The sequence below is a fragment of the Micromonospora sp. NPDC050695 genome (genome assembly GCF_040654415.1).
In the GTDB taxonomy this organism is placed as follows: Bacteria; Actinomycetota; Actinomycetes; order Mycobacteriales; family Micromonosporaceae; genus Micromonospora.
This window is the reverse complement of record NZ_JBFAHZ010000032.1, coordinates 1-19,255: the sequence shown is the minus strand read 5'-3', so window position 1 is coordinate 19,255 and position 19,255 is coordinate 1. Positions and strand designations below refer to the sequence as shown.

General features: G+C 72.3%; 16 protein-coding genes and 3 pseudogenes. 12 read left to right on the top strand and 7 right to left on the bottom strand.

What is annotated here, in order from left to right; genetic code table 11:
• Positions 1–7: 7 nt before the first annotated feature.
• The 5 genes from AB0H52_RS21815 to AB0H52_RS21795 are packed head-to-tail and all read left to right on the top strand — an operon-like array spanning position 8 to position 5,130.
• Positions 8–856: a hypothetical protein gene (locus AB0H52_RS21815; protein ID WP_151489971.1), complete on the top strand. Its 849-nt coding sequence runs from the start codon at positions 8–10 to the stop codon at positions 854–856.
• The gene (locus AB0H52_RS21810) at positions 846–2,657 is read left to right on the top strand and encodes a class I SAM-dependent methyltransferase (protein WP_357949586.1); all 1,812 of its coding nucleotides are present in this window, start codon (positions 846–848) and stop codon (positions 2,655–2,657) included. Before AB0H52_RS21815 ends, AB0H52_RS21810 begins: the two co-directional genes overlap by 11 nt.
• A complete protein-coding gene (locus AB0H52_RS21805; RefSeq protein ID WP_151489969.1) occupies positions 2,654–3,406 on the top strand; it encodes a glycosyltransferase family protein in 753 nt (250 codons plus the stop codon). The genes AB0H52_RS21810 and AB0H52_RS21805 overlap by 4 nt, the downstream gene beginning before the upstream one ends.
• Positions 3,403–4,485 carry a spore coat protein gene (locus tag AB0H52_RS21800; protein WP_151489981.1) on the top strand — a complete coding sequence of 361 codons (1,083 nt, stop codon included), beginning with the start codon at positions 3,403–3,405 and terminating at the stop codon, positions 4,483–4,485. Before AB0H52_RS21805 ends, AB0H52_RS21800 begins: the two co-directional genes overlap by 4 nt.
• Positions 4,486–4,494: 9 nt before the next feature.
• Complete coding sequence (locus tag AB0H52_RS21795) at positions 4,495–5,130, top strand: alpha-ketoglutarate-dependent dioxygenase AlkB (RefSeq protein ID WP_151489968.1); 636 nt, start codon at positions 4,495–4,497, stop codon at positions 5,128–5,130.
• A gap of 229 nt (positions 5,131–5,359) precedes the next feature.
• Here AB0H52_RS21795 and AB0H52_RS21790 read toward each other — a convergent pair whose 3' ends face one another.
• From AB0H52_RS21790 to AB0H52_RS21775, 4 genes and pseudogenes are all read right to left on the bottom strand, one after another.
• On the bottom strand, positions 5,360–7,942 hold the full coding sequence (locus AB0H52_RS21790; protein WP_357949633.1) for a DNA topoisomerase (ATP-hydrolyzing): 2,583 nt from the start codon (positions 7,940–7,942) through the stop codon (positions 5,360–5,362).
• A gap of 144 nt (positions 7,943–8,086) precedes the next feature.
• Positions 8,087–8,722, bottom strand: a pseudogene (locus AB0H52_RS21785) (LAGLIDADG family homing endonuclease); the annotation flags it as partial.
• Between the two features lie 171 nt (positions 8,723–8,893).
• Positions 8,894–9,148, bottom strand: a pseudogene (locus AB0H52_RS21780) (DNA gyrase subunit A); the annotation flags it as partial.
• Between the two features lie 50 nt (positions 9,149–9,198).
• A complete protein-coding gene (locus tag AB0H52_RS21775) occupies positions 9,199–11,328 on the bottom strand; it encodes a DNA topoisomerase IV subunit B (protein WP_225854498.1) in 2,130 nt (709 codons plus the stop codon).
• A 249-nt stretch (positions 11,329–11,577) separates the two neighbouring features.
• Here AB0H52_RS21775 and AB0H52_RS21770 point away from each other — a divergent pair, with 249 nt between their 5' ends.
• The 3 genes from AB0H52_RS21770 to AB0H52_RS21760 all read left to right on the top strand — a co-directional run bounded on the left by AB0H52_RS21770 (position 11,578) and on the right by AB0H52_RS21760 (position 14,632).
• Positions 11,578–12,264, top strand: a complete 687-nt coding sequence (locus AB0H52_RS21770) for a hypothetical protein (protein WP_151489965.1) — start codon at positions 11,578–11,580, stop codon at positions 12,262–12,264.
• A 150-nt stretch (positions 12,265–12,414) separates the two neighbouring features.
• Positions 12,415–13,671, top strand: a complete 1,257-nt coding sequence (locus tag AB0H52_RS21765) for a hypothetical protein (protein WP_357949582.1) — start codon at positions 12,415–12,417, stop codon at positions 13,669–13,671.
• A 97-nt stretch (positions 13,672–13,768) separates the two neighbouring features.
• Positions 13,769–14,632 carry an alpha/beta fold hydrolase gene (locus AB0H52_RS21760; RefSeq protein WP_357949579.1) on the top strand — a complete coding sequence of 288 codons (864 nt, stop codon included), beginning with the start codon at positions 13,769–13,771 and terminating at the stop codon, positions 14,630–14,632.
• Between the two features lie 36 nt (positions 14,633–14,668).
• Here the strand turns inward: AB0H52_RS21760 and AB0H52_RS21755 are convergent, their stop codons facing one another.
• A complete protein-coding gene (locus AB0H52_RS21755; RefSeq protein WP_192580269.1) occupies positions 14,669–14,839 on the bottom strand; it encodes a hypothetical protein in 171 nt (56 codons plus the stop codon).
• A gap of 196 nt (positions 14,840–15,035) precedes the next feature.
• On the opposite strand from AB0H52_RS21755, the gene AB0H52_RS21750 reads away from it, so the two are divergent.
• Both AB0H52_RS21750 and AB0H52_RS21745 read left to right on the top strand, forming a co-directional pair.
• Positions 15,036–15,662, top strand: coding sequence for a hypothetical protein (locus tag AB0H52_RS21750; protein WP_151489963.1), 627 nt, complete (start codon positions 15,036–15,038; stop codon positions 15,660–15,662).
• A gap of 155 nt (positions 15,663–15,817) precedes the next feature.
• On the top strand, positions 15,818–16,192 hold the full coding sequence (locus tag AB0H52_RS21745; RefSeq protein WP_151489962.1) for a hypothetical protein: 375 nt from the start codon (positions 15,818–15,820) through the stop codon (positions 16,190–16,192).
• A 55-nt stretch (positions 16,193–16,247) separates the two neighbouring features.
• Here the strand turns inward: AB0H52_RS21745 and AB0H52_RS21740 are convergent, their stop codons facing one another.
• Entirely contained in the window at positions 16,248–17,204 is a 957-nt protein-coding gene (locus AB0H52_RS21740; RefSeq protein ID WP_357949574.1) for a DUF72 domain-containing protein, read from the bottom strand.
• Positions 17,205–17,336: 132 nt separating this feature from the next.
• Between AB0H52_RS21740 and AB0H52_RS21735 the strand changes: the two genes are divergently transcribed.
• A complete protein-coding gene (locus AB0H52_RS21735) occupies positions 17,337–17,840 on the top strand; it encodes a DinB family protein (RefSeq protein WP_151489960.1) in 504 nt (167 codons plus the stop codon).
• 101 nt (positions 17,841–17,941) lie between these two features.
• Positions 17,942–18,706: a hypothetical protein gene (locus tag AB0H52_RS21730; RefSeq protein ID WP_357949571.1), complete on the top strand. Its 765-nt coding sequence runs from the start codon at positions 17,942–17,944 to the stop codon at positions 18,704–18,706.
• Positions 18,707–18,911: 205 nt separating this feature from the next.
• Here AB0H52_RS21730 and AB0H52_RS21725 read toward each other — a convergent pair.
• Positions 18,912–19,160, bottom strand: a pseudogene (locus AB0H52_RS21725) (integrase core domain-containing protein); the annotation flags it as partial.
• Between the last annotated feature and the right edge of the window lie 95 nt (positions 19,161–19,255).

The window sequence follows — 19,255 nt, the reverse complement described above, 5'->3', positions numbered from 1 at the left end:
GAACCTGATGCACCACGCGAACCACTTCTACGGTCACGCGCACGTGCTGGCCCGCTACGCCGGCCTCGGCGACCGGCATCCACCGCGGATCAACGGGTACGTGCAGCACGGCTGGAACATCGGTGACGGCCTGGCCCCCGGGCACCCGTACGCCGATCGCACCCCGAGCCTGCTCTGGTCGGAGCAGACCCGCCGACGGGCCTGGTCGGTGGGGCGGCGCAACGTGGTCGTCATCGGCGCCCCGTTCGTCTACCTGCTGGCCATGCGACCGGAGGATCCGCCGGCCGAGGAACGTGAGGGCACCATCTGGTACCCGTTCCACGGCTGGGAGGGCCAGCACGTCAAGGGCGACCACCGCACGTTGATCGCCCTGATCCGGGACACCGAGCCCGGCCCGGTCACGGTGTGCCTGTACTGGCACGAGTACGGCATGCGCAACGTCCGCCGACTGTACGAGCGCGCCGGCTTCCGGGTGATCTGCCACGGGTACCGGGGGCACTGGTGGAAGGACACCGACCCGGAGTTCCTCGACAAGCAGTTGACCGAGCTGCGCCGCCACCGCCGGGTAGCATCCAACCGGCTGACCAGCGCGATCTTCTACGGCATCGCGGCGGGCTGTGAGCCGGCGGTGTACGGCGACCCGATGGTCCTGTCCAACGAGGACCCGACCTTCGGCGGGACCGCGCGGATCCGGCGACAGTGGCCGCAACTGCACGGCACCGCGGTCGATCTGCCCACCGCGGTCGAGATAGCCCGCGCCGAACTGGGCACCGACCACCGCTGCTCGCCGGCCGAACTGCGCGAGCTGCTCGGTTGGGCGCACCTCCAGGAGGAAGAGGAAGACCGTGACGACTGAGACGGCACCCGCCGGCCGGATCACCCTGCCGGGCGGCGAGATGCTGGCCTGGTCCGACCTGCCGCGCGAACGGCTGGCCGACGGTGGCCCCCTCGCCGCGCTGGCGGCCCGGATCGTGCCGCCCGGTGCCCGCGTCCTGCTGGCCGGGCCGCACGACCCGGCGCTGCTCGACCGGCTCGCCCACGCCGAGGTGACCTGCCTGCTGCGCAGCCACCCGGACGCGGTGGCGCTGGCCCCGCGCGCCGCCCGCGTGGTGGTGGGCGGCCCGGCCGGGCTGCCCACCGACGAGACGTACGACGTGGTGATCGCCGGCGCCGGACTCGACCCGATCGAGTCGGTGGAGGGCACCCGGCTGGGCTGGGACGGCGTGCTGGCGCGACTGGTCGCCGCGCTCCGGCCGGGCGGCGCGCTGCTGCTGCGCCTGGACAACCCGCTCGGGCTGCACCGCCTCGTCTCCACCACCCCCTGGTACGCCGGCCGGGACGACTCCGCCTGGGTGATCGGTGGAGTGCTGGACGGTGCCCACCCGGCCAACCGCGACCAGCTCCGCGAACGGCTCAGCGGCGTCGGGTTGCTGCCGGGCACCTGCTGGGCCGCGTACCCCGACACCGGCACCGCGACGGCGCTGCTCGACGCCGACCAGCTCGACCGCGGTGCCGCCTCCGGTCTGTTCGACGCGGTGCTGCACGGCGCCTGCGCCGGCGGCTTCACCGGCGCCCCGGTGCTCCAGGACCCGGCCCGGCTGGCGGTGGACGCCCTACACGCCGGACGCGCCGCCGACCTCGCGCCGGGCTGGCTGATGCTCGCCCACCGGCCCGGGACGCCCGCGCCGGCACCCACCGGGGACCTGCCGGTGGCACTGGCGCAGACCGGGCAGCCCGGGATCGGTGTGCTGGAGGTGCTCGACGGCCCGTCGGGCTGGCGCTGGGGGCTCATCCCGGCCACCGGCGCGGGCCTGCCGGCCGCGCCGAACGCCCGCCGCCCGGCCGCGTACCGGGACCCGGGCGCGCTGAGCGGGCCGGTGCCGTCCGGGCGACTGCTGCGTACCCTGTTGCTCGACGCGGCCCTGCGCCGCGACCTGGCGACCCTGCGCACGCTCCTGCGGGGGTACGCGGACTGGCTCGCCGGGCATAGCGACGCCGACGGACGGGTCCTCGGGGCGACCGCGGTGGCGAGCACCGACAACGTGGTCGTCGACGGTGCGCGGTACACCGTGCTCGACCCGAGCTGGCGGGCCACCGGCTCGATTCCCGCCGACGTGGTGCTGGCCCGTGGCCTGTGGCGCTTCGCGGCGGGCCTGCTCACCGGCGGGTACGCCCACCCGTGGTCGTCCACCCTCGACGTGGCGGGCCTGACCGTGGTGCTCGGCGGCCTCGCCGGGCGCGACCTGGACCGCGCGACCGTCGCCGCGGCCGTGGACGCCGAGGCGGAGATCACCGCGGCGCTGCACGAGCTCGACATCGACGGCCGGGCCACCCTCGCCACCCGGCTGCACGCCGTCGAGCCGACCGACCCGCCGGTCGGCGCGCACAGCTACCAGCAGTTGCGGGAGGCGTGGCTGCGCCAGCGCGAGGAACTCAGCCGGCTCGCCGCGCTGACCGCCTGGACCGAGGAGCTGCTGACCTCCCGGGAGCGGGCCCTGCGCCGGGCCGAGACGACGATCGGCCTGCTCAGCGGGTCGCTCAGCTACCGGGTCGGCCGGCTCGCCATCACGCCGGCCCGGCTCGCCAAGCGGGGTGCCCGCGCCGCCAAGCGCCGGGCCCGCACGGTGCTCGCCCCGAAGCAGGAGGAGCAGCAATGACCGGCGTACCGGTGCCCGGGTCACGGATCGTCGGGATCGTGCAGGCCCGGATGGGATCGTCACGGCTGCCCGGCAAGGTGCTCCGCCCGCTCGCCGGACGGTCCGTGCTGGGCCGGGTGGTGCGTGCCGCCCGGGACAGCGGCGTCCTCGCCGACCTGGTGGTCGCCACCAGCACCGACCCGGTCGACGACGCGGTCGTGACCGAATGCGAACGGCTCGACGTGCCGTGTCACCGCGGGCCGGTCGACGACGTCCTGGACCGCTTCGTGGGTGCCCTCGCCGCCCACCCGGGCGACGCGGTCATGCGGTTCACCGCCGACTGCCCCCTGCTCGACCCGGAGATCATCACGCTGGTCGCCTCCGTCTACCGGGCGGTGCCCGGACTGGACTACGCGAGCACGTCGATCGCCCGGACGCTGCCCCGAGGGCTGGACGTCGAGATCATCCGCGCGGAGGCGCTGCGTACCCTCGACCGGCTCGCCACCGGTCACCACCGGGTGCACGTGACCTCGTACGCGTACACCCACCCCGACCTGTTCCGGGTGCTCGGCGTGACGCTCACCCCGGACCGTTCGGCGCTGCGGCTGACCCTCGACACCGACCAGGACTGGGCGCTGGTGAGCGCCGTCGTGGACCACTTCGGCGACGTCAGCGTGCCGCTGGCCAAGCTCGCCGACTGGCTGGACGGGCAGCCCCGGCTGCGCGCGCTCAACGCCGACGTCCGCCAGAAGCAGCTGGAGGAGTCCTGAGCACCCTGCGGGTCGGGGTGCGCTGCGACGCCGGGCCGCGGCGCGGCGTCGGCCACCTCGTACGCTGCTTGGCCCTCGCCGAGGAGTTCCAGGCCCGGGGTGCCCACGTCGCGGTGTTCGGCACCGTCGAACGGCTCGACTGGGCGCTCGCCGAACTCGCCGCGCGCGGCATCGGACTGCACCCCGGCCCCGACTCGCCGGCCGAGCTGGTCGAGACCGCCCAACGACACGACCTGGACGTGATGGTCCTCGACTCCTACGAGCTGGACCCAGCCGGAGCGGGCGCACTACGGGCCGCCGGCGTGCTCACCCTCGCGATCATCGACGGGGACAGCCGAGGCCAGGACGCCGACCTCTACCTCGACCAGAACTTCGGTGCACGGCACCCGGAGCTGCCCGGACGGCTGCTCGCCGGCAGCGCGTACGCCCTGCTGCGCGACTCGGTGATCACCGCCCGGCCGCCGGCGCCCCCGACCGCCACGGCCGTCGGCCGGCCCCGCGTGCTGGCCTTCTTCGGCGGCACCGACGCCGTCGGCGCGGCCCCGGTGCTCACCCGGGTGCTGGTCGCCGCCGGCCATCCGATGGACCTCACGGTCGTCGTCGGTCGACCCGAGATCGAGGCCGAGCTGGAGGAGATCACTCCCGGACGCGGGCAGATCATCCGGCCCGTCCCGCCCACCGGCTCGCTGCCGACCCTGATCACCGGGGCCGACCTGGTGATCAGCGCCGCCGGCACCTCCACCTGGGAACTCTGCTGCCTCGGCGCACCCGCCGCCCTGGTCTGCGTGGTCGACAACCAGCGCGAGTCGTACGACCGGGTGATCCGCCACGGCCTCGCCGCCGGCCTCGGTGAGCTGCCGGAGCTGACCGCCGCCGGCGTCGCCGGTCGGGCGGCCCGCGCGACCGCGGCGCGGACCCTGAACGGGCTGCTCAGCTCACCGCAGCGGCGCACCGCGCTGGCCGCGCGGGCCTGGTCCACCGTCGACGGGCAGGGCCGGGGCCGGGTCGTGGACGCGGTGTTCGACGCCGTACGCGCCACCGACCCGTCGATTGGCACGGGTGTACGAACTCCCTGCTAGGGTGGCCGCATGACGCAGGTCGCCTACCAGCCGTCGATGCTCGACCTGGCCGACGCCGGGCCGACCCTGGGGCCACTGCCCGGCCAGATCCGCCGGCACCAGCTCAGCCGGGGCGCCTGGGTCGACCACCTCCCCGGCTGGGTGCGCGGCTCCGACACGGTCCTCGACACCCTGCTCACCGAGGTGCCCTGGCGCGCCGAACGACGCACCATGTACGACAGCGAGGTCGACGTGCCCCGCCTGCTCTGCTGGTACGGCGCCGACCGGCAGCTCCCCCACCCCGTGCTCACCGAGGCACGCGCGACGCTGACCCGGCACTACGCCCCCGAGCTGGGCGAACCCTTCGTCACCGCCGGCCTGTGCCTCTACCGGTCCGGGCGCGACAGCGTGGCCTGGCACGGCGACACCATCGGCCGGTCGGCGCACACCGACACCATCGTCGCGATCGTCTCCTTCGGCGCACCCCGACCACTGCTGCTGCGCCCACGCGGGGGCGGCGAGAGCCTGCGCTTCCCGGTGGGCCACGGCGACCTGATCGTGATGGGCGGCTCCTGCCAACGCACCTGGGAACATGCTGTCCCCAAGACCACGCGCCCGGTAGGCCCGAGGGTGAGCGTCCAGTTCCGCCCCATCAACGTCGCCTAGCGCCGCGTCCACCTGGTCGAGCGCCTCGGGCGGAATACCGGTCGCCTCGTGCCCCAGCAGCACCACGGTGCGGCCCCGAGCGGCGGGCAGATCACCGACAGGATCCGCCCAACTTCAGGGAAAGTGCTGCCTGCGGCATCCCGCAAGCAGCAACTTCCCCGAAGTTGCGCGGATCTTGGGGCCGGGCGCGCGCCGGGCGCGGATAGCGCGCGCCGGGCACGCCGGGGGGTCAGTCGCGTTCGATGACGTGGCCGACCACCGTCGGGCCGAGCATCACCGCGAAGCCGGAGCCGTCGCGGCGCGGGTCCGCCGCGGGCAGCTCCACCGGGTCGCCGGTGCCGGTCGCGCCGACCGGGCGCGGCCCCACCCAGGCGACCGCCACGTCCGTCTCACCCTTGAGGAACCGGTGCGCGCGCACGCCGCCGGTCGCCCGCCCCTTCGAGGGGTACGCCTTGAAGGGCGTCACCTTCACCGTCGCTCCGGTCGAGGTGACCACCATCGGCTCGCCGTGACCCGGGTCGTCGGTGCGCACCGCCCCGAAGAACACGACGTGCGCTCCGGCCGGCAGGTTGATGCCGGCCATGCCGCCGCCCTTGAGGCCCTGAGGGCGGACCAGCCCGGCGGGGAACCGCAACAGCGACGCCTCCGAGGACACGAACGTCAACGTCTCGGCACCGTCGGTCAGCCAGGTCGCCCCGACCACCTCGTCACCGTCGCGCAGGCCGATCACCTCAAACTCGTCGGAACGCACCGGCCACTCCGGCGAGCAGATCTTGACCACGCCCTGCCGGGTGCCCAACGCCAGCCCCGGCGAGCCCTCCGCCGGCCCGCCGAGCGGGGCCAGACCGACCACCGTCTCCCCCGCCTCCAACGGCACCAGCTCGGCGGCCGACATGCCTCCGCGCAACGACACCGTGCCGGCCTGCTCGGGCAGCACCGGCAGCGGCAGGACGTCGACCTTGAACGCCCGGCCGGCGCTGGTCATCAGCAGCACCCGACCACGGGCGGTGGAGTGCACGATCGCGCGTACCGTGTCGTGTTTGACCCGGCCGTTGCGCCGGCGCCCCTCGGCGCTCTCCTCCGACTCGGCCGCGGTCCGGGCGACCAGCCCGGTCGCGGAGAGGATCACCTGGCACGGGTCGTCGGCCACCTCCAGCGGGCCGGCCGGCGCGGACGCGGCCAGCACCTCCTTCAGGTCACCGTCGACAAGCGTCGTACGCCGCTCGCTGCCGAACTGCTTGCCCACGGCCGCCAGCTCGTCGGAGACCACCTTCCGGAGCACCCGCTCGTCGTCGAGGATCGTGCTCAGCTCGGCGATCTCGGTGCGCAGCCGTTCCTGCTCGGCCTCCAGCTCGATCCGGTCGAACTTGGTCAGCCGGCGCAGCGGTGTGTCCAGGATGTAGGTGGCCTGGATGTCGGAGAGGCCGAACCGACTCATCAGCCCGTCCTTCGCGGCCTGCGCGTCGTCGCTGCCCCGGATCAGCCGGACCACCTCGTCGATGTCCAGCAACGCGATCAGCAGGCCGTCGACCAGGTGCAGCCGCTCCTGCCGCTTGCGCCGACGGTACGAGGTGCGGCGGGTGACCACCTCGTAGCGGTGGGCCAGGAAGACCTCCAGCAGCGCCTTCAACCCGAGGGTGCGCGGCTGCCCGTCCACCAGGACCAGGTTGTTGACGCCGAACGACTGCTCCAGCGGGGTCAGCCGGTACAGGTCGGCGAGCAGCGCCTGCGGGTTGACGCCCACCTTGCACTCGATGACCAGCCGGGTGCCGCTCTCCCGGTCGGTGAGGTCCTTGACGTCCGCGATGCCGGTCAGCCGCTTGGTCTTGGTGACCTCGTTGGTGATCGCGGCGATGACCTTCTCCGCGCCGACGCCGTAGGGCAGCTCGACCACGGTGATCGCCTGGCGGCCCCGGCTGCCCTCGATCGGGCCGATCTCCACCTTGCCGCGCATCCGCACCACGCCGCGCCCGGTCTCGTACGCCCGGCGCACCTCGTCGAGGCCGAGCAGCACCCCACCGGTGGGCAGGTCGGGGCCGGGGACGAACTCCATGAGTTTGTCCAGAGTGGCGTCCGGGTGGTTGATCAGCCAACGGGCCGCCTGCACGACCTCGCCGAGGTTGTGCGGGATCATGTTGGTGGCCATCCCGACCGCGATCCCGGACGCGCCGTTGACCAGCAGGTTGGGGAACGCGGCCGGCAGCACGGTCGGCTGGGTCAGCGACCCGTCGTAGTTGGGCTCGACGTCGACGGTGTCCTCGCCCAGCTCCCCGACGAGCAGCATGGCCTCGCGGGACATCCGTGCTTCGGTGTAACGCGAGGCTGCCGGACCATCATCTGGGGAACCAAAATTTCCATGCCCGTCGATGAGTGGCACGTTGAGGGAGAAGTCCTGCGCGAGGCGGACCATCGCGTCGTAGATCGCCGTGTCGCCGTGCGGATGGTACTTACCCATGCAGTTGTGAACGACATAGCCCTCGGCGACGAACGCGTGCTCGTCACTGCCGACCTGGATGTCGTAAGTGACGTCGGGCGGAACCGCCTCAACCGAGGTGACCCGCAGGAACGAACTGCCGACCAACGCGTCGAGACGAGCAGCGAGCGGTGAGCCGATGCGGCGGAGTTTGTCGATCCAGCCGTCTCGTACCGCCCGCTCCAACTGGAACGATCGGTCCGCGAGCGGGACGCCATTGCGGTCTTCGCCATACCGCACCTTCGGGCCACCGCTCGCCGAGAGCGAGGCACGAAACGCCTGTCCGGCCTGATCCCGGAACCATCCACCGCCCTGATGCGCTGCGGTGAATTCCGCCATCACCGAGGCGTACGGCAACCGGTCATTGCCTTGCTTGCCGCTGTACTGGTAGTCGATGTTCGCAACCCGTTGCAGGCCATCGTGCTTGTAGCCGATCCGCACCCACGGCAGCAGCATCCGCGCGAGGACCGCAGCGTCTCGCCCGGATATGGAGAGCCCGTGAAGAGGGTTTCCATCAGAACGAAGACCGCTGGTCCAGTAGTGCCCGTGCAAACCCAGGTCGGCAAGCATGGCGTAGATCTGCCGGACCAGGAGTTTGCCGGTGCTGACGAAGACCACCTCTCGGAACCGCTTGCGGACGTAGCCGTCACCGTCGAAGAAGCCGGCGAGGAACGGTGCCCACGCTGACCGGTCGCTCATGATGTTGCGTGGTACGTACTTGTCGCGGCTGAGTGGCTCGGTAGCCTCCAACAGCCCTTCGTGCCGGCTGAACGTCAGGATGTGCTGATCACGATGACGGGGATTGGTGGCCTCACGCTTTCCGCGGGAGACGTTCACCCCACTGGCGATAGCCCAGCCGTGAGCGACATCGAGCGGTTCGATGTCACACATGTGGATGCGAACCCGACCGTCCGCCGCACAGTTCCGGTCGACCGGGAAGCCCTCGGCTACCAGCAGCCCGCGCACGTAGTCGTAGACGTCGCCAGGTGGCGTCGACACCTCGCTACGGTGGCTCCCATAGGCCAGCGCAAGGCGTCCCGCGAGATCCCGAGCCTCGGCCCACTGCACCGAGAGGTCGTTCGCGACCACCCGGAAGCGTTGGCCCGGGGTGACGAGCATCGTGTGCCCATTGCTCCAGGTCACTCGAACAAGGTCAGAGGTCGGGTTTCGATACACAGCGGTGACCGGGACCGAAGCGCCCTCACCGTCCAGCACGAGGTCTCCGACCTCGACCTCCTCGATCGGCCGCAGGCCATCAGGCGTGGAGACCAGCGTGCCGGCAACGAAGCAGTCCCCGACAATTCGGGCGGACTTCACGTGCCCGCGATCCGGGCGGTAGCCCTGCTCGTACATCGACCAGAGGATGCGCCGGTGCACGGGCTTGAGGCCGTCGCGGGCGTCGGGCAGGGCACGGGAGTGGATGACCGAGAAGGCGTACTCCAGGTAGGAGTCGGAGACCTCGGTGACCAGCGGATTGTCGAAGACCCGCGCGCCGGCCTGGTCGAACGAGGAGAGATCGACCTTGTTTTCCTTACGGCGTGCCATGACTCAGCTCTCCACTGGAACTGGAACGGGAACTGGAACGGAACGGGCGGTCATGCGTCGATCGCCTCCCGATCGACCCGGTCGGCGGAGTCGATCAGCCAGTTGCGGCGCGGCTCGACCTTTTCGCCCATCAACAGTTCGAGGATGCGCTCGGCGGCGTCCACGTCGTCGAGGGTGATCCGGCGGACGGCGCGGGTGGCCGGGTTCATCGTGGTGTCCCACAGCTCGTCGGCGTCCATCTCACCGAGACCCTTGAAGCGTGGGATGGGCGTGACGATCTGCTTGCCGGCCTTCTCCAGCTTGCGAACCGTCGTCTCCATCTCGACCTGGGTGTAGGTGTAGACGGTCTGCGGGTTACGCCCCTTGGTGGTGATCTTGTGCAGGGGCGGCATCGCGGCGTAGAGCCGACCCGCCTCGATCAACGGTCGCATGTAGCGGGCGAAGAGGGTTATCAGCAGGGTACGGATGTGGGCGCCGTCCACGTCGGCGTCGGCCATGATCAGCACTCGGCCGTAGCGCAGCGCGGACAGGTCGAACGTGCGCCCCGAGCCGGCCCCGAGGACTTGGACGATCGCCGCGCACTCGGCATTGTCCAGAACCTGCTGGAGGTTGGCCTTCTGCACGTTCAGAATCTTGCCCCGGATCGGCAGCAGCGCCTGGTATTCCGAGGAGCGGGCCATCCGGCTCGTGCCGAGGGCGCTGTCACCCTCGACGATGAACAGCTCGCTGCGGTCGATGCCGGTGGCCCGGCAGTCGACCAGCTTGGGCGGCATGGACGCGCCCTCCAGGGCGGTCTTGCGCCGGGCCGCGTCCTTCTGCTGCTTCTGGGTGAGCCGCACCCGCGCCGCGTCGACGATCTTCTGCAGGACGGTGCGCGCCTCGGCCTTGGTGCGCCGGTCCTCCAGCCACGCCTTGACGTGCGCGTCGACGAGAGTCTGGAGCACCTTGGTGATGCCGGTGGTGGACAGCTCGTCCTTGGTCTGCGAGGTGAACTGCGGCTCGGGGATCCGCACGTGCACCACGGCCGTCATCCCCTCCAGGACGTCGTCCAGGGTGGGCGGCTCCTCCTTGGCCTTGAGCAGGCCGCGGGTGTTGCGGACCGCGTCGGCGAGGGTGCGGACCAGAGCCCGCTCGAAGCCCTTGCGGTGGGCGCCGCCGTGCGCGTTGCGGATCGTGTTGGTGAAGCACTCGACGGTGCGCTCGTAGCCCGTGCCCCACCGGAACGCCACCTCGACCTCGGCGCGACGCTGCACGTTGGACTGCATGACACCGTTGGCGTCGGCGGCGTTCTCCCGGTACGTCCCCTCACCGTTGACCAGGAGAATGCCGGAGACCGGCCGGTCGCCGGCCGGGGCGAGGAACTCCACCATGTCGCTGAGCCCGTTGGGGTAGTGGAACTTCTCCTCGGCGGGCGCCTCGCCGGTCAGGTCGCGCAGCAGGTACGTCACGCCGGGGACCAGGAACGCGGTGTTGCGCAGCTTCATCCGGACCGCGTCGACGTCGAGCGCCGCGCCGGTCTCGAAGTAGCGCGCGTCGTGCCACCAGCGGATCGAGGTGCCGGTGCGCTGGCCGCGCTTCATGGCGCCGATCACCTGGAGCCCGGGGCCGGCGGTGAAGGGCGCGTCCGGCCCGTCGCCGTCGAAGATGCCCGGGACGCCGTGCCGGAAGGACATCGCGTGGATCTTGCCGGCCCGGCGGACGGTCACGTCGAAGCGGCGGGACAGGGCGTTGACCGCGGACGCGCCGACGCCGTGCAGGCCGCCGGAGGTCTTGTAGCCGGAGCCGCCGAACTTGCCGCCGGCGTGCAGCCGGGTCAGCACCAGCTCGACGCCGGAGATGCCGGACTTGGCGTGCACGTCGGTGGGGATGCCCCGGCCGTCGTCGTCGACCTGCACCGAACCGTCGGCGTGCAGGATCACCTCGACGTGGCTGGCGTGACCGGCGACACCCTCGTCGGTGGAGTTGTCGAGGATCTCGTTGACGAGGTGACCCACGCCACGGCTGTCGGTGGAACCGATGTACATGCCGGGCCGCTTGCGGACAGCGTCCAGCCCCTCAAGGTGGGTGAGGTCATCGGCCCCGTACAGGGTGTCAGGCTCTGCGGTCAACTGGTCGTACTCCCCGGTCTCGGCGGTGTGCTGCCGGTCACCGGCGACATCAGCCGGCGTGGCGCGCCGCAGCGAGCCTAGCCCGAGGCTAGGACAACTCCCGGAGGACCTACGCGACCCGCCGCGCGGCAGCCCCCGAACGTGAGCCACGAAACAGCCGGCCGGTGATCACGGGACCACGCCCAGGCACCGTCGTCGGTACGCTCAGCCATGATCACGGCCGGTCGAGCGTGGGAGTTGGCGCCCGGGTTCACTCCGGTCCGGGTCGAGCAGATCAACGACCAGAGCGGGGTACGACCAACCGGCCGGAGGCGATCGACGGTGCATGAGACGACACGCGACGCCCTGCGGCGCTCCCTCGGGACGCCGGCCCGGCGATGGCTGCTCGCGGGCACGCTGCTGGCGGGGCTGCTCTGCGCCGTGGCACTGGTGACCGCCGCGGCTCCCGCCGACCGGACGTTCGCCGCACTCTCCGACACGGTCCAGAGCCTGACATCGGTCCTGACGCCGCTCTTCGGCATCCTGCTCGTGCACGACCTGCGACGGGCGCCCACCGCCGTCGGGGTCGCCCCCACGGTGCTCGCGGTGCTGCTGCCGGCCGTCGTGATCGGCGTCGTGGGGGTGCTGATCTGCGCCGCGACGCTGGCGCTCACCCCGGCCGCCGTCGCCGACGAACCGTGGCGGCACGCCGGGACGGTCGCGGTGGGCAGCGTGCTGGTGCAGATCGTCGCCGGTCTGGTCGGCACCGGGCTGGGTCTGCTGCTGCGGTCGACGGTGGTCGCGTTCCTCGCCACCATCGTCCTGCCGTTGGGCCTGTTCGGGCTGCTGGGCGCGGTGGACGCCCTCCGCCCGGCGCAGCCGTGGCTCACCCCGCTCGGCAGCGTCCGCAACCTGCTCTCCGGCGAGATGAGCGTGCTGCGGTGGGCGCAGTGGCTGTGCGTACTGCTGATCTGGGGTGTCGGTCTGAACGCCGTCGGCGCGGCCGTGCTGGGGCGCCGCGGGCGCTGAGCGGGTCCACACACCGGCGCGGACGGCGAGGCGCCGGGGCAGGCGTGTCTTTCATCGACGATTCTGTTACGGGCCATTGACGCCCGTTGCACGAGGGTGATCTGATCGCGCTCTCAGAGAATCTTTCATCTTTCGATGGATGGGAGCCCCATGCCCAGGTTCCGCCGTGCCGCGCTCGCCGCGGCACTCACGATCGTCACGGCCGCACTGTCCACGGCCGTCGCGCTGCCGTCCCCCGCGACCGCCGCGCTGCCCACCGCCGCGGTGGCGCTCGGCGACAGCTTCATCAGCGGCGAGGGCGCCGGGGCGTACACCCAGGTGGTCGACGTCAACGGCGTCGCCCAGGGCTTCCCCGGCTGGACGGCGCCGAACAACAACGCGTACTTCTGCCACCGTTCGGCGAACGCGTCGCTGAACCAGGCGAACCTCCCGGGCATCCAGAACCGGTTCAACCTGGCCTGCTCCGGCGGCCAGCCACACGACATCGCCAACGCCTCGCAGGCACGGGCCAAGGGCCGTACCGTGGCCGCCCAGCTCGACCAGCTCCGCGCCGTCGCGCAGACCCAGGACATCGACCTGGTGCTGATCGGCCTGGGCTCCAACAACAGCTCGTTCACCTTCGGCAGCGTCGCGGAGACGTGCGCCAACCGGTTCATCGCCGACGCCTGGACCGGCTGGTGGGAGTTCTGGGCGTACCTGAACGGGCCGGTCGAACAGAAGCCGTGCAGCGACGCCGACCTGGCCACCGCCGCGCAGCTCAGCGCCGCCACCGCGGAGACCACCGCCGCCGTACGCCAGATCCTCACCACCCTCGACCAGGTGGACGCGGACGGGCAGCACCGGGTCGTGTTCCAGGACTACACCAACCCGCTGCCCTTGGACCTGAACCCGGTGTTCCACGAGGAGGACGGCCGCGACGACACCCGGGACAAGTTCCGCGACCTCGGCGCCGAGCGGTACGCGGCCGGCTGCCCGATCCACCGGGCCAGCCTCGCGCCCGGACACCGCTTCTCCCAGGGCCTGGGCGGCATCGTGCAGTCCACCCGGGACACCCTGGCCGCCGAGTTCCCCGCGGACGACCTGGTCTATCTCAACGTGCAGCGGGCCTTCGACGGCGCGCGGCTCTGCGAGACGACGAGCAGCCCGACCGGCGCGCTGGCCACCCCGATCCGCCTGCAGGACGGCGCCAACGGCACCTTCGTGACCAGCCTGTCCGGCAAGGACAAGATCGCCATCCAGCGGATCGCCAACACCTGCGTCAGCTACTTCCAGACCTGCCAGGAGTCGTGGCACCCGAACGCCACCGGGCACCAGGTGCTCGGCCAGTGCCTGGCCGGCGCCGCCGTCACCGCCGCCCGCGCGGTCTCGTGTGTCCGCGCCGGCAATGGGACGATCTCCGTCTCCTGACCGGCCGCGCCACCGGAGGCCCCGCCAGCCGGCGGGGCCTCCGTCGTGTCCAGCCGGATGACTACCCGTCGGTAACATCGGGCCGTACGCTGAGCCGGTGAACGGGGAACCGGAGTACGCGCAGGAGTTCGTCGACGTCGACGGCGCCCGACTCGGTGTGCAGGTGTACCCCGAGCCGGCCGGACCTCCCGGCGCGCCGATGGTGCTCATCTGGCCGGCGATGGGGGTACGCGCCCGCTACTACCGTCCGTTCGCCGCCGCGCTGCGCGCCGCGGGGCTGGCCGTGATCGTCGCCGACCTGCGCGGCACCGGGACGAGCACCCCCGCGCCGAGTCGCGCCGACCGGCACGGCTACACCGAGCTGGCCGGCGACATCGGTGCCGTCCTGGCCGCCCTCAAGCCACGGTTGGACGGCCGCACCCGACTGCTGCTCGGCCACTCACTGGGCGGGCAGGCCGCCCTGCTGCACCTCGCCGTGCACGGCGGTGACGACGTGCACGGGCTGGTCCTGGTCGCGGTCGGCATCCCCTACTGGCGCGCGTATCCGGGCCTGCGCGGCGTCGGCGTCCTGCCGTACACCCAGGGAATCGCCGCCACCGCGGCGCTGCTCGGCGTCTGGCCGGGCTGGGGCTTCGGCGGCCGGCAGGCGCGCGGGGTCATCCGGGACTGGGCGCCCACCGCCCGGACCGGCCGATTCCCCCAGCTCGACGGCACGGACACCGAAGCGGCGGTGCGGGCGGTACGGACGCCGATGCTGGCGGTCAGCGTCGACGACGACCAGTACACACCGCACGAGACCATGGATCACCTCTGCGCGAAGCTCACCGGGGCGGCGGTGGCCCGGGAGCGGTACACGGTGGCGCAGCCCGGTGGGGCACTTGACCACTTCACGTGGGTCCGGGCCAGTGCGCCCCTGGCGGGGCGGATCGCCCCTTTCGCCGCCGGCCTGCCACCCCGCTGATCCGGACCGGCCGGGCCGCACGCCCGGCCGGTCCGTTCACTCGTCCCGCTCCAACGGCACCAGTTCGTCGTCGCGCTCCACCTGAATCTCCGCGTGGTCCTTACGCGGCGCGACCTCCGCGGTGTTCCGGTGCGGATCGTTGCCCGGGTGCATGAGCACCGCGTCGGTCTTGGGGGTCTTCTCGCGTACCTCATCCGGCTGCGACATTCCGTTCCCCTCTCCGTCAGCGTCCGACGGATCTACCCGCCACCGGGCGGACGACTCCTCCCGGCGGCGATCCGGGACCGCGATGCCCGGATGTCCCCGTCGTGCCGGTGCGACGCGGATCGGCAGACGGGCGACGGGGGTTAGCCACCCGGGCGGCGGGTAAGCCGCAGCGCCCGACACGGCGGAAGGGGATCACATGTCCGAACGACACACCGCACTGCGCTCGATGCACGATCTGGGTCTGGCGGCCTGGTTCGGCGGCTCCCTCATGGGTGCCTTCGGCGTCAACGGCGCAGCGGCGAAAATCAACGACTCGACCCAGCGACTCCCGATCGCGTCGGCCGGATGGTCGAAGTGGACCCCGGTCAACGCGGCAGCGATCGGCGCGCACCTGGCCGGTGCGGTCGGCGAACTGGTGACGGAAAGCCCTCGGGTGGCGGCCCAACGTGGGGTCGGTAAGGCCAGTGCCCTCAAGACGGCGTTGACGATCGGCGCGCTCGCCGTCACCGGTTACAGCCGGTTGGTCGGCATGCGCCTGGAGAAGGCGGGCAGCCCACCGGTGAACGGGGCCACCGAGCCCAATCACCAGACCCCGGCCAGCGTCGCCTCCTCGCAACGACAGATGAAGTTGCTCCAGTGGGCGATTCCGGCGCTGACCGGGTCGCTGGTCGTGGTCACCGCGTACATGGGTGAGCAGCAGAAGCCCGGGCAGGTGCTGCGGGGGATCCTCAGCCGCACCGGCGGGATGCGCAGCGCGCCGATCGGCATGGCCAAGATGGGCATGAGCGTCGGCAAGCGGCAGATGGCGATGGCCGGGCGCTGAGCGTCGGGCCGGCCGGAGTCCCGCCGGACCGTCGACGGCGGGGCACCGGCCGGCCCTGCGCGCCCGCCACGGCGTACCGCGTACCGAGCGGGCGGGACCGGCCCGGGACGGGCAATCCGTCCGCCGGCAGCGGCGGACCGACGAGCGAGGTGGCCATGACGGCACACGAGGGACGCAGCAGTGGCGGCGGTGACCGGCCGGAACCGGAGGCGGTCAACCCGTGGGGCACCGGCGACGATTTCGACGCCGACGCACCCTGGGGCGCCGGCGACGACTCACCGATGGACGAGGGCAGCGAAGAGACGGCGGTACCCGAGGGACGGCGCGGTGAGCGGCGCGCGGGCGCCCCGGCCGGGGACTACGGTTCAGCCGGTCGGCACGGCTTCGGTTCGGTCGAGCCGACCCGGACCACGATGGCCGGACCGGGCGCGCCACCGGATCCGGCGCCCAGCGGCCGGACCTTTCCCGACGAGGCGGACGTCGACGATCGGACCCAGGACGCGCTGCGCAGCCGGGGCCGACGCTCCTGAACACCGCGCTGCCCGCCTGCCCCGGCTCGACGGATGGCACGTGGGCAGCACGCCGTCAGCTCCTCGACGTGGCCCGCGCCGGTACGGCCTGGCCGTCGACCGGTCCACGCGGCCCGGCGGGCACCCGCGAATCGGCGAACATGGCCTCGGCGAGCAGCTGCGCCAGCCGGGTGGCGTCGCGCTGAGCCTGCCCGGCGCAGCAGTTGTTGAACAGCACGTGCAGGTCGTCGACCCGGTCGGCCATCTCGGCCAACCGCCCGGCCCAGTCCCGCAGCTCCGAATCGGCGTACGCGTAGCGGAACTTGTCCTGCTTGTCGCCGTCGCGCCAAGTGTCGCTGTGACCGTGGAACCGGACGATCGCCGGCTCCGCGGTCATCGTCAGGATCGGCGGCACCGACGACGGATGCCCCTGCGGCATGTCGACGCAGACCAGTGAGAGGTCGTGCGCGCGCAGCAGGTCCAGGGTCTCGGCTGCGGAGGCACCGTCGAACCAGGACCCGTGCCGCAACTCCACCGCCACCCGCCACGGCCGGCAGCGCTGCGCCAACTCCACGATGCGGCGCTCGGCGGCGGCACCGCGGACCAGCCATGGCGGGAACTGCAACAGCACCGCGCCCAGCTTGCCGGCGGCCGCGATCGGGTCCAGCGCCGCCCGGAAACGGGCCCACAACTCGTCGTACGCCTGCTCTGCCAGATCGCGGCGGCGGATCCGGCTGGGGCCGGCGGCCGGCCGCAGGTCCCGGGGCAGCGCGGCGACCGGCGTCGGGTGACCGGTGAAGAGGCTGAACGCCTTGACGTCGAAGGTGAAATCGTCGGGCGTCGCGTCGACCCAGCCCTGGGTGGTCTCCGGCACCGGGACGGCGTAGTAGGAGGTGTCCACCTCCACCAGCGGGAACCGGCCGGCGTAGAAGGCCAGCCGGCCGGCCGGCGTGTTGGCCGAGCGCGGGTACCAGCCGGAGCGCAGCAACGACTGGTCGGCCCAGGACGACGTGCCCACCTTGATCACACCCATGTCATTCAGTGGACAGTCCCGCGCGCCGATCGGCAACCGCTGGCGGCCCGCGCCGCCGTCGTGTCGGACCGGAAAGTGTCGGTGCCCGGTCCTAGGCTGGCGCCGACCGGTCTTCGACGGAGGGGCGACACCATGACCAGCACCGAGCAGCTCACCGGGGAGCGGGCCGACCTGCTGCAGACGCTGCGCCGGCACCGGGGCTTCCTCCTGCAGACCGTCGACGGGCTCACCGACGAGCAGGCCGCCACCCGCAGCACCGTCAGCGAGCTCTGCCTCGGCGGCCTCATCAAGCACGTCGCCGGCACCGAGCAGCGGTGGATGCTCTTCGCCGTCGGCGGCGCCGAGGCGATGCAACGCGACGAGATCGACTGGGTCGGCCAGTTCCGGATGGCGCCGGGCGAGACCCTGGCCGGCCTGGTCGAGCGTTTCCAGGAGGTGGCGGCGCACACCGACGAGCTGATCGGCACCCTCGATCTGGACGCGGCGCACCCGCTGCCGGTGGCGCCCTGGTTCGAGCCGGGGGCGAGCTGGACGGTCCGCCGGGTGCTGCTGCACCTCATCGCCGAGACGTCCCAGCACGCCGGCCACGCCGACATCCTGCGTGAGGCGGTCGACGGCGCCAAGACCATGGGCTGAGCCGGCCCGCGTTCGCCGGGTGCCCCGGCCCCTCGCCCGCCTCCCGCCCTCGCCAGGGCGGATGTGACATCGCGCAGGTGGGTGGCGCTGAGGGACACGAGATGAACGCAGACCGGATGGATCAGGAGACCGCCGAGCGGCTGCTCGGCGGCGGCATCGTCGACCCGTCGACCGGCCCGCGCCCGGTCGTGCTGCTGCTGAGCGCGGTGCGTGCCGCGCCGCGCCCCGACGAGTTGGCTGGCGAGGGCCTCGCCATGCAGGGCTTTCGCCGCGCCCAGGTCACGCCGGCAGCGCCTCGGCGGGCCGTGCGCCGGTCCCACACGCTCGCCCGGTTCGGTGGCCGGACCACCGTGGCCGCCCTGGCGCTCACCGCCGTCGGCGGGGTGGCGTTGGCCGCCGCGACCGGCACGGCACCCCGGCCGCCGCATCGGCCCGCGCCCACCGCACCGGCGTCCACCGACGCGTCCGCCGCGAACCCACCGGTCACCGACAACCGGCCCACCCCCGGCACGGCCGCGCCGTCGAGGCCGCTGCCGCCGGCCCCGGAGTCCCAAGCTCTGCCGGGCCTGTGCCGCGCGTACCAGGCCACCAGCAGGGAAAACCCCGGCCGCGCCCTGGACAGCCCGGGCTTGTCCGCCCTGATCACCGCGGCCGGCGGTCGTCAGCACGTGACCGGCTTCTGCACCAAACTCCTGACCGACAATCCCCCACCCCACCCAACCCCAACCCACCCGACCCCACCCTCCAAGCCCGCCCCGCCCTCCCCGGCCGCCCGCACCGCCCCCACCTCCCCGGCCGCCCGCACCGCCCCGCCCTCCCGCGCCGGTGATCATGACGTTAGCGAGGCGACACGCCGACACCAGTAACGCCAACCTCATGATCACCGCACATTCCCGTCGATCATGGGGTTGTGGTGCCTCACGAAACGGGTTTGCGGGGCTAAAACGCCCACCACAACTCCATGATCGACGGGGCGGGGGCGGGGCGAGGGGCAGGGCGAGGCGACGGCGGGGCGAGGGCGGGGCGACGGCAGGGCGGGGTCGGGTGGGTTACCGCGTGTAGTGCCTCGTGTTCGGCGGGCGGGACGTGTCCGAGCTCGCCGTGCAGCCGCCGGTTGTTGTACCAGTCGATGTACTCGACGGTGGCCATCTCCAGGTCGTCGGGTCCACGCCATGGACCTCGGTTGCGGACGAGTTCGGCCTTGTAGAGAGAGTTGAACGCCTCGGCCATCGCGTTGTCGTAGGAGTCGCCCTTGGACCCGACCGAGGCGACGGCGCCGGCTTCGGCGAGCCGCTGGCTGTAGCGAATCGCTCGATACTGGGCGAGTTCAATCGGTTGTTGCAACACCGGGCTGTTCCAGCGAGCTTAGCTGTTCGGCGAAGACCTCGGCCGGGGTCTTCCAGCCAAGGCTCTTG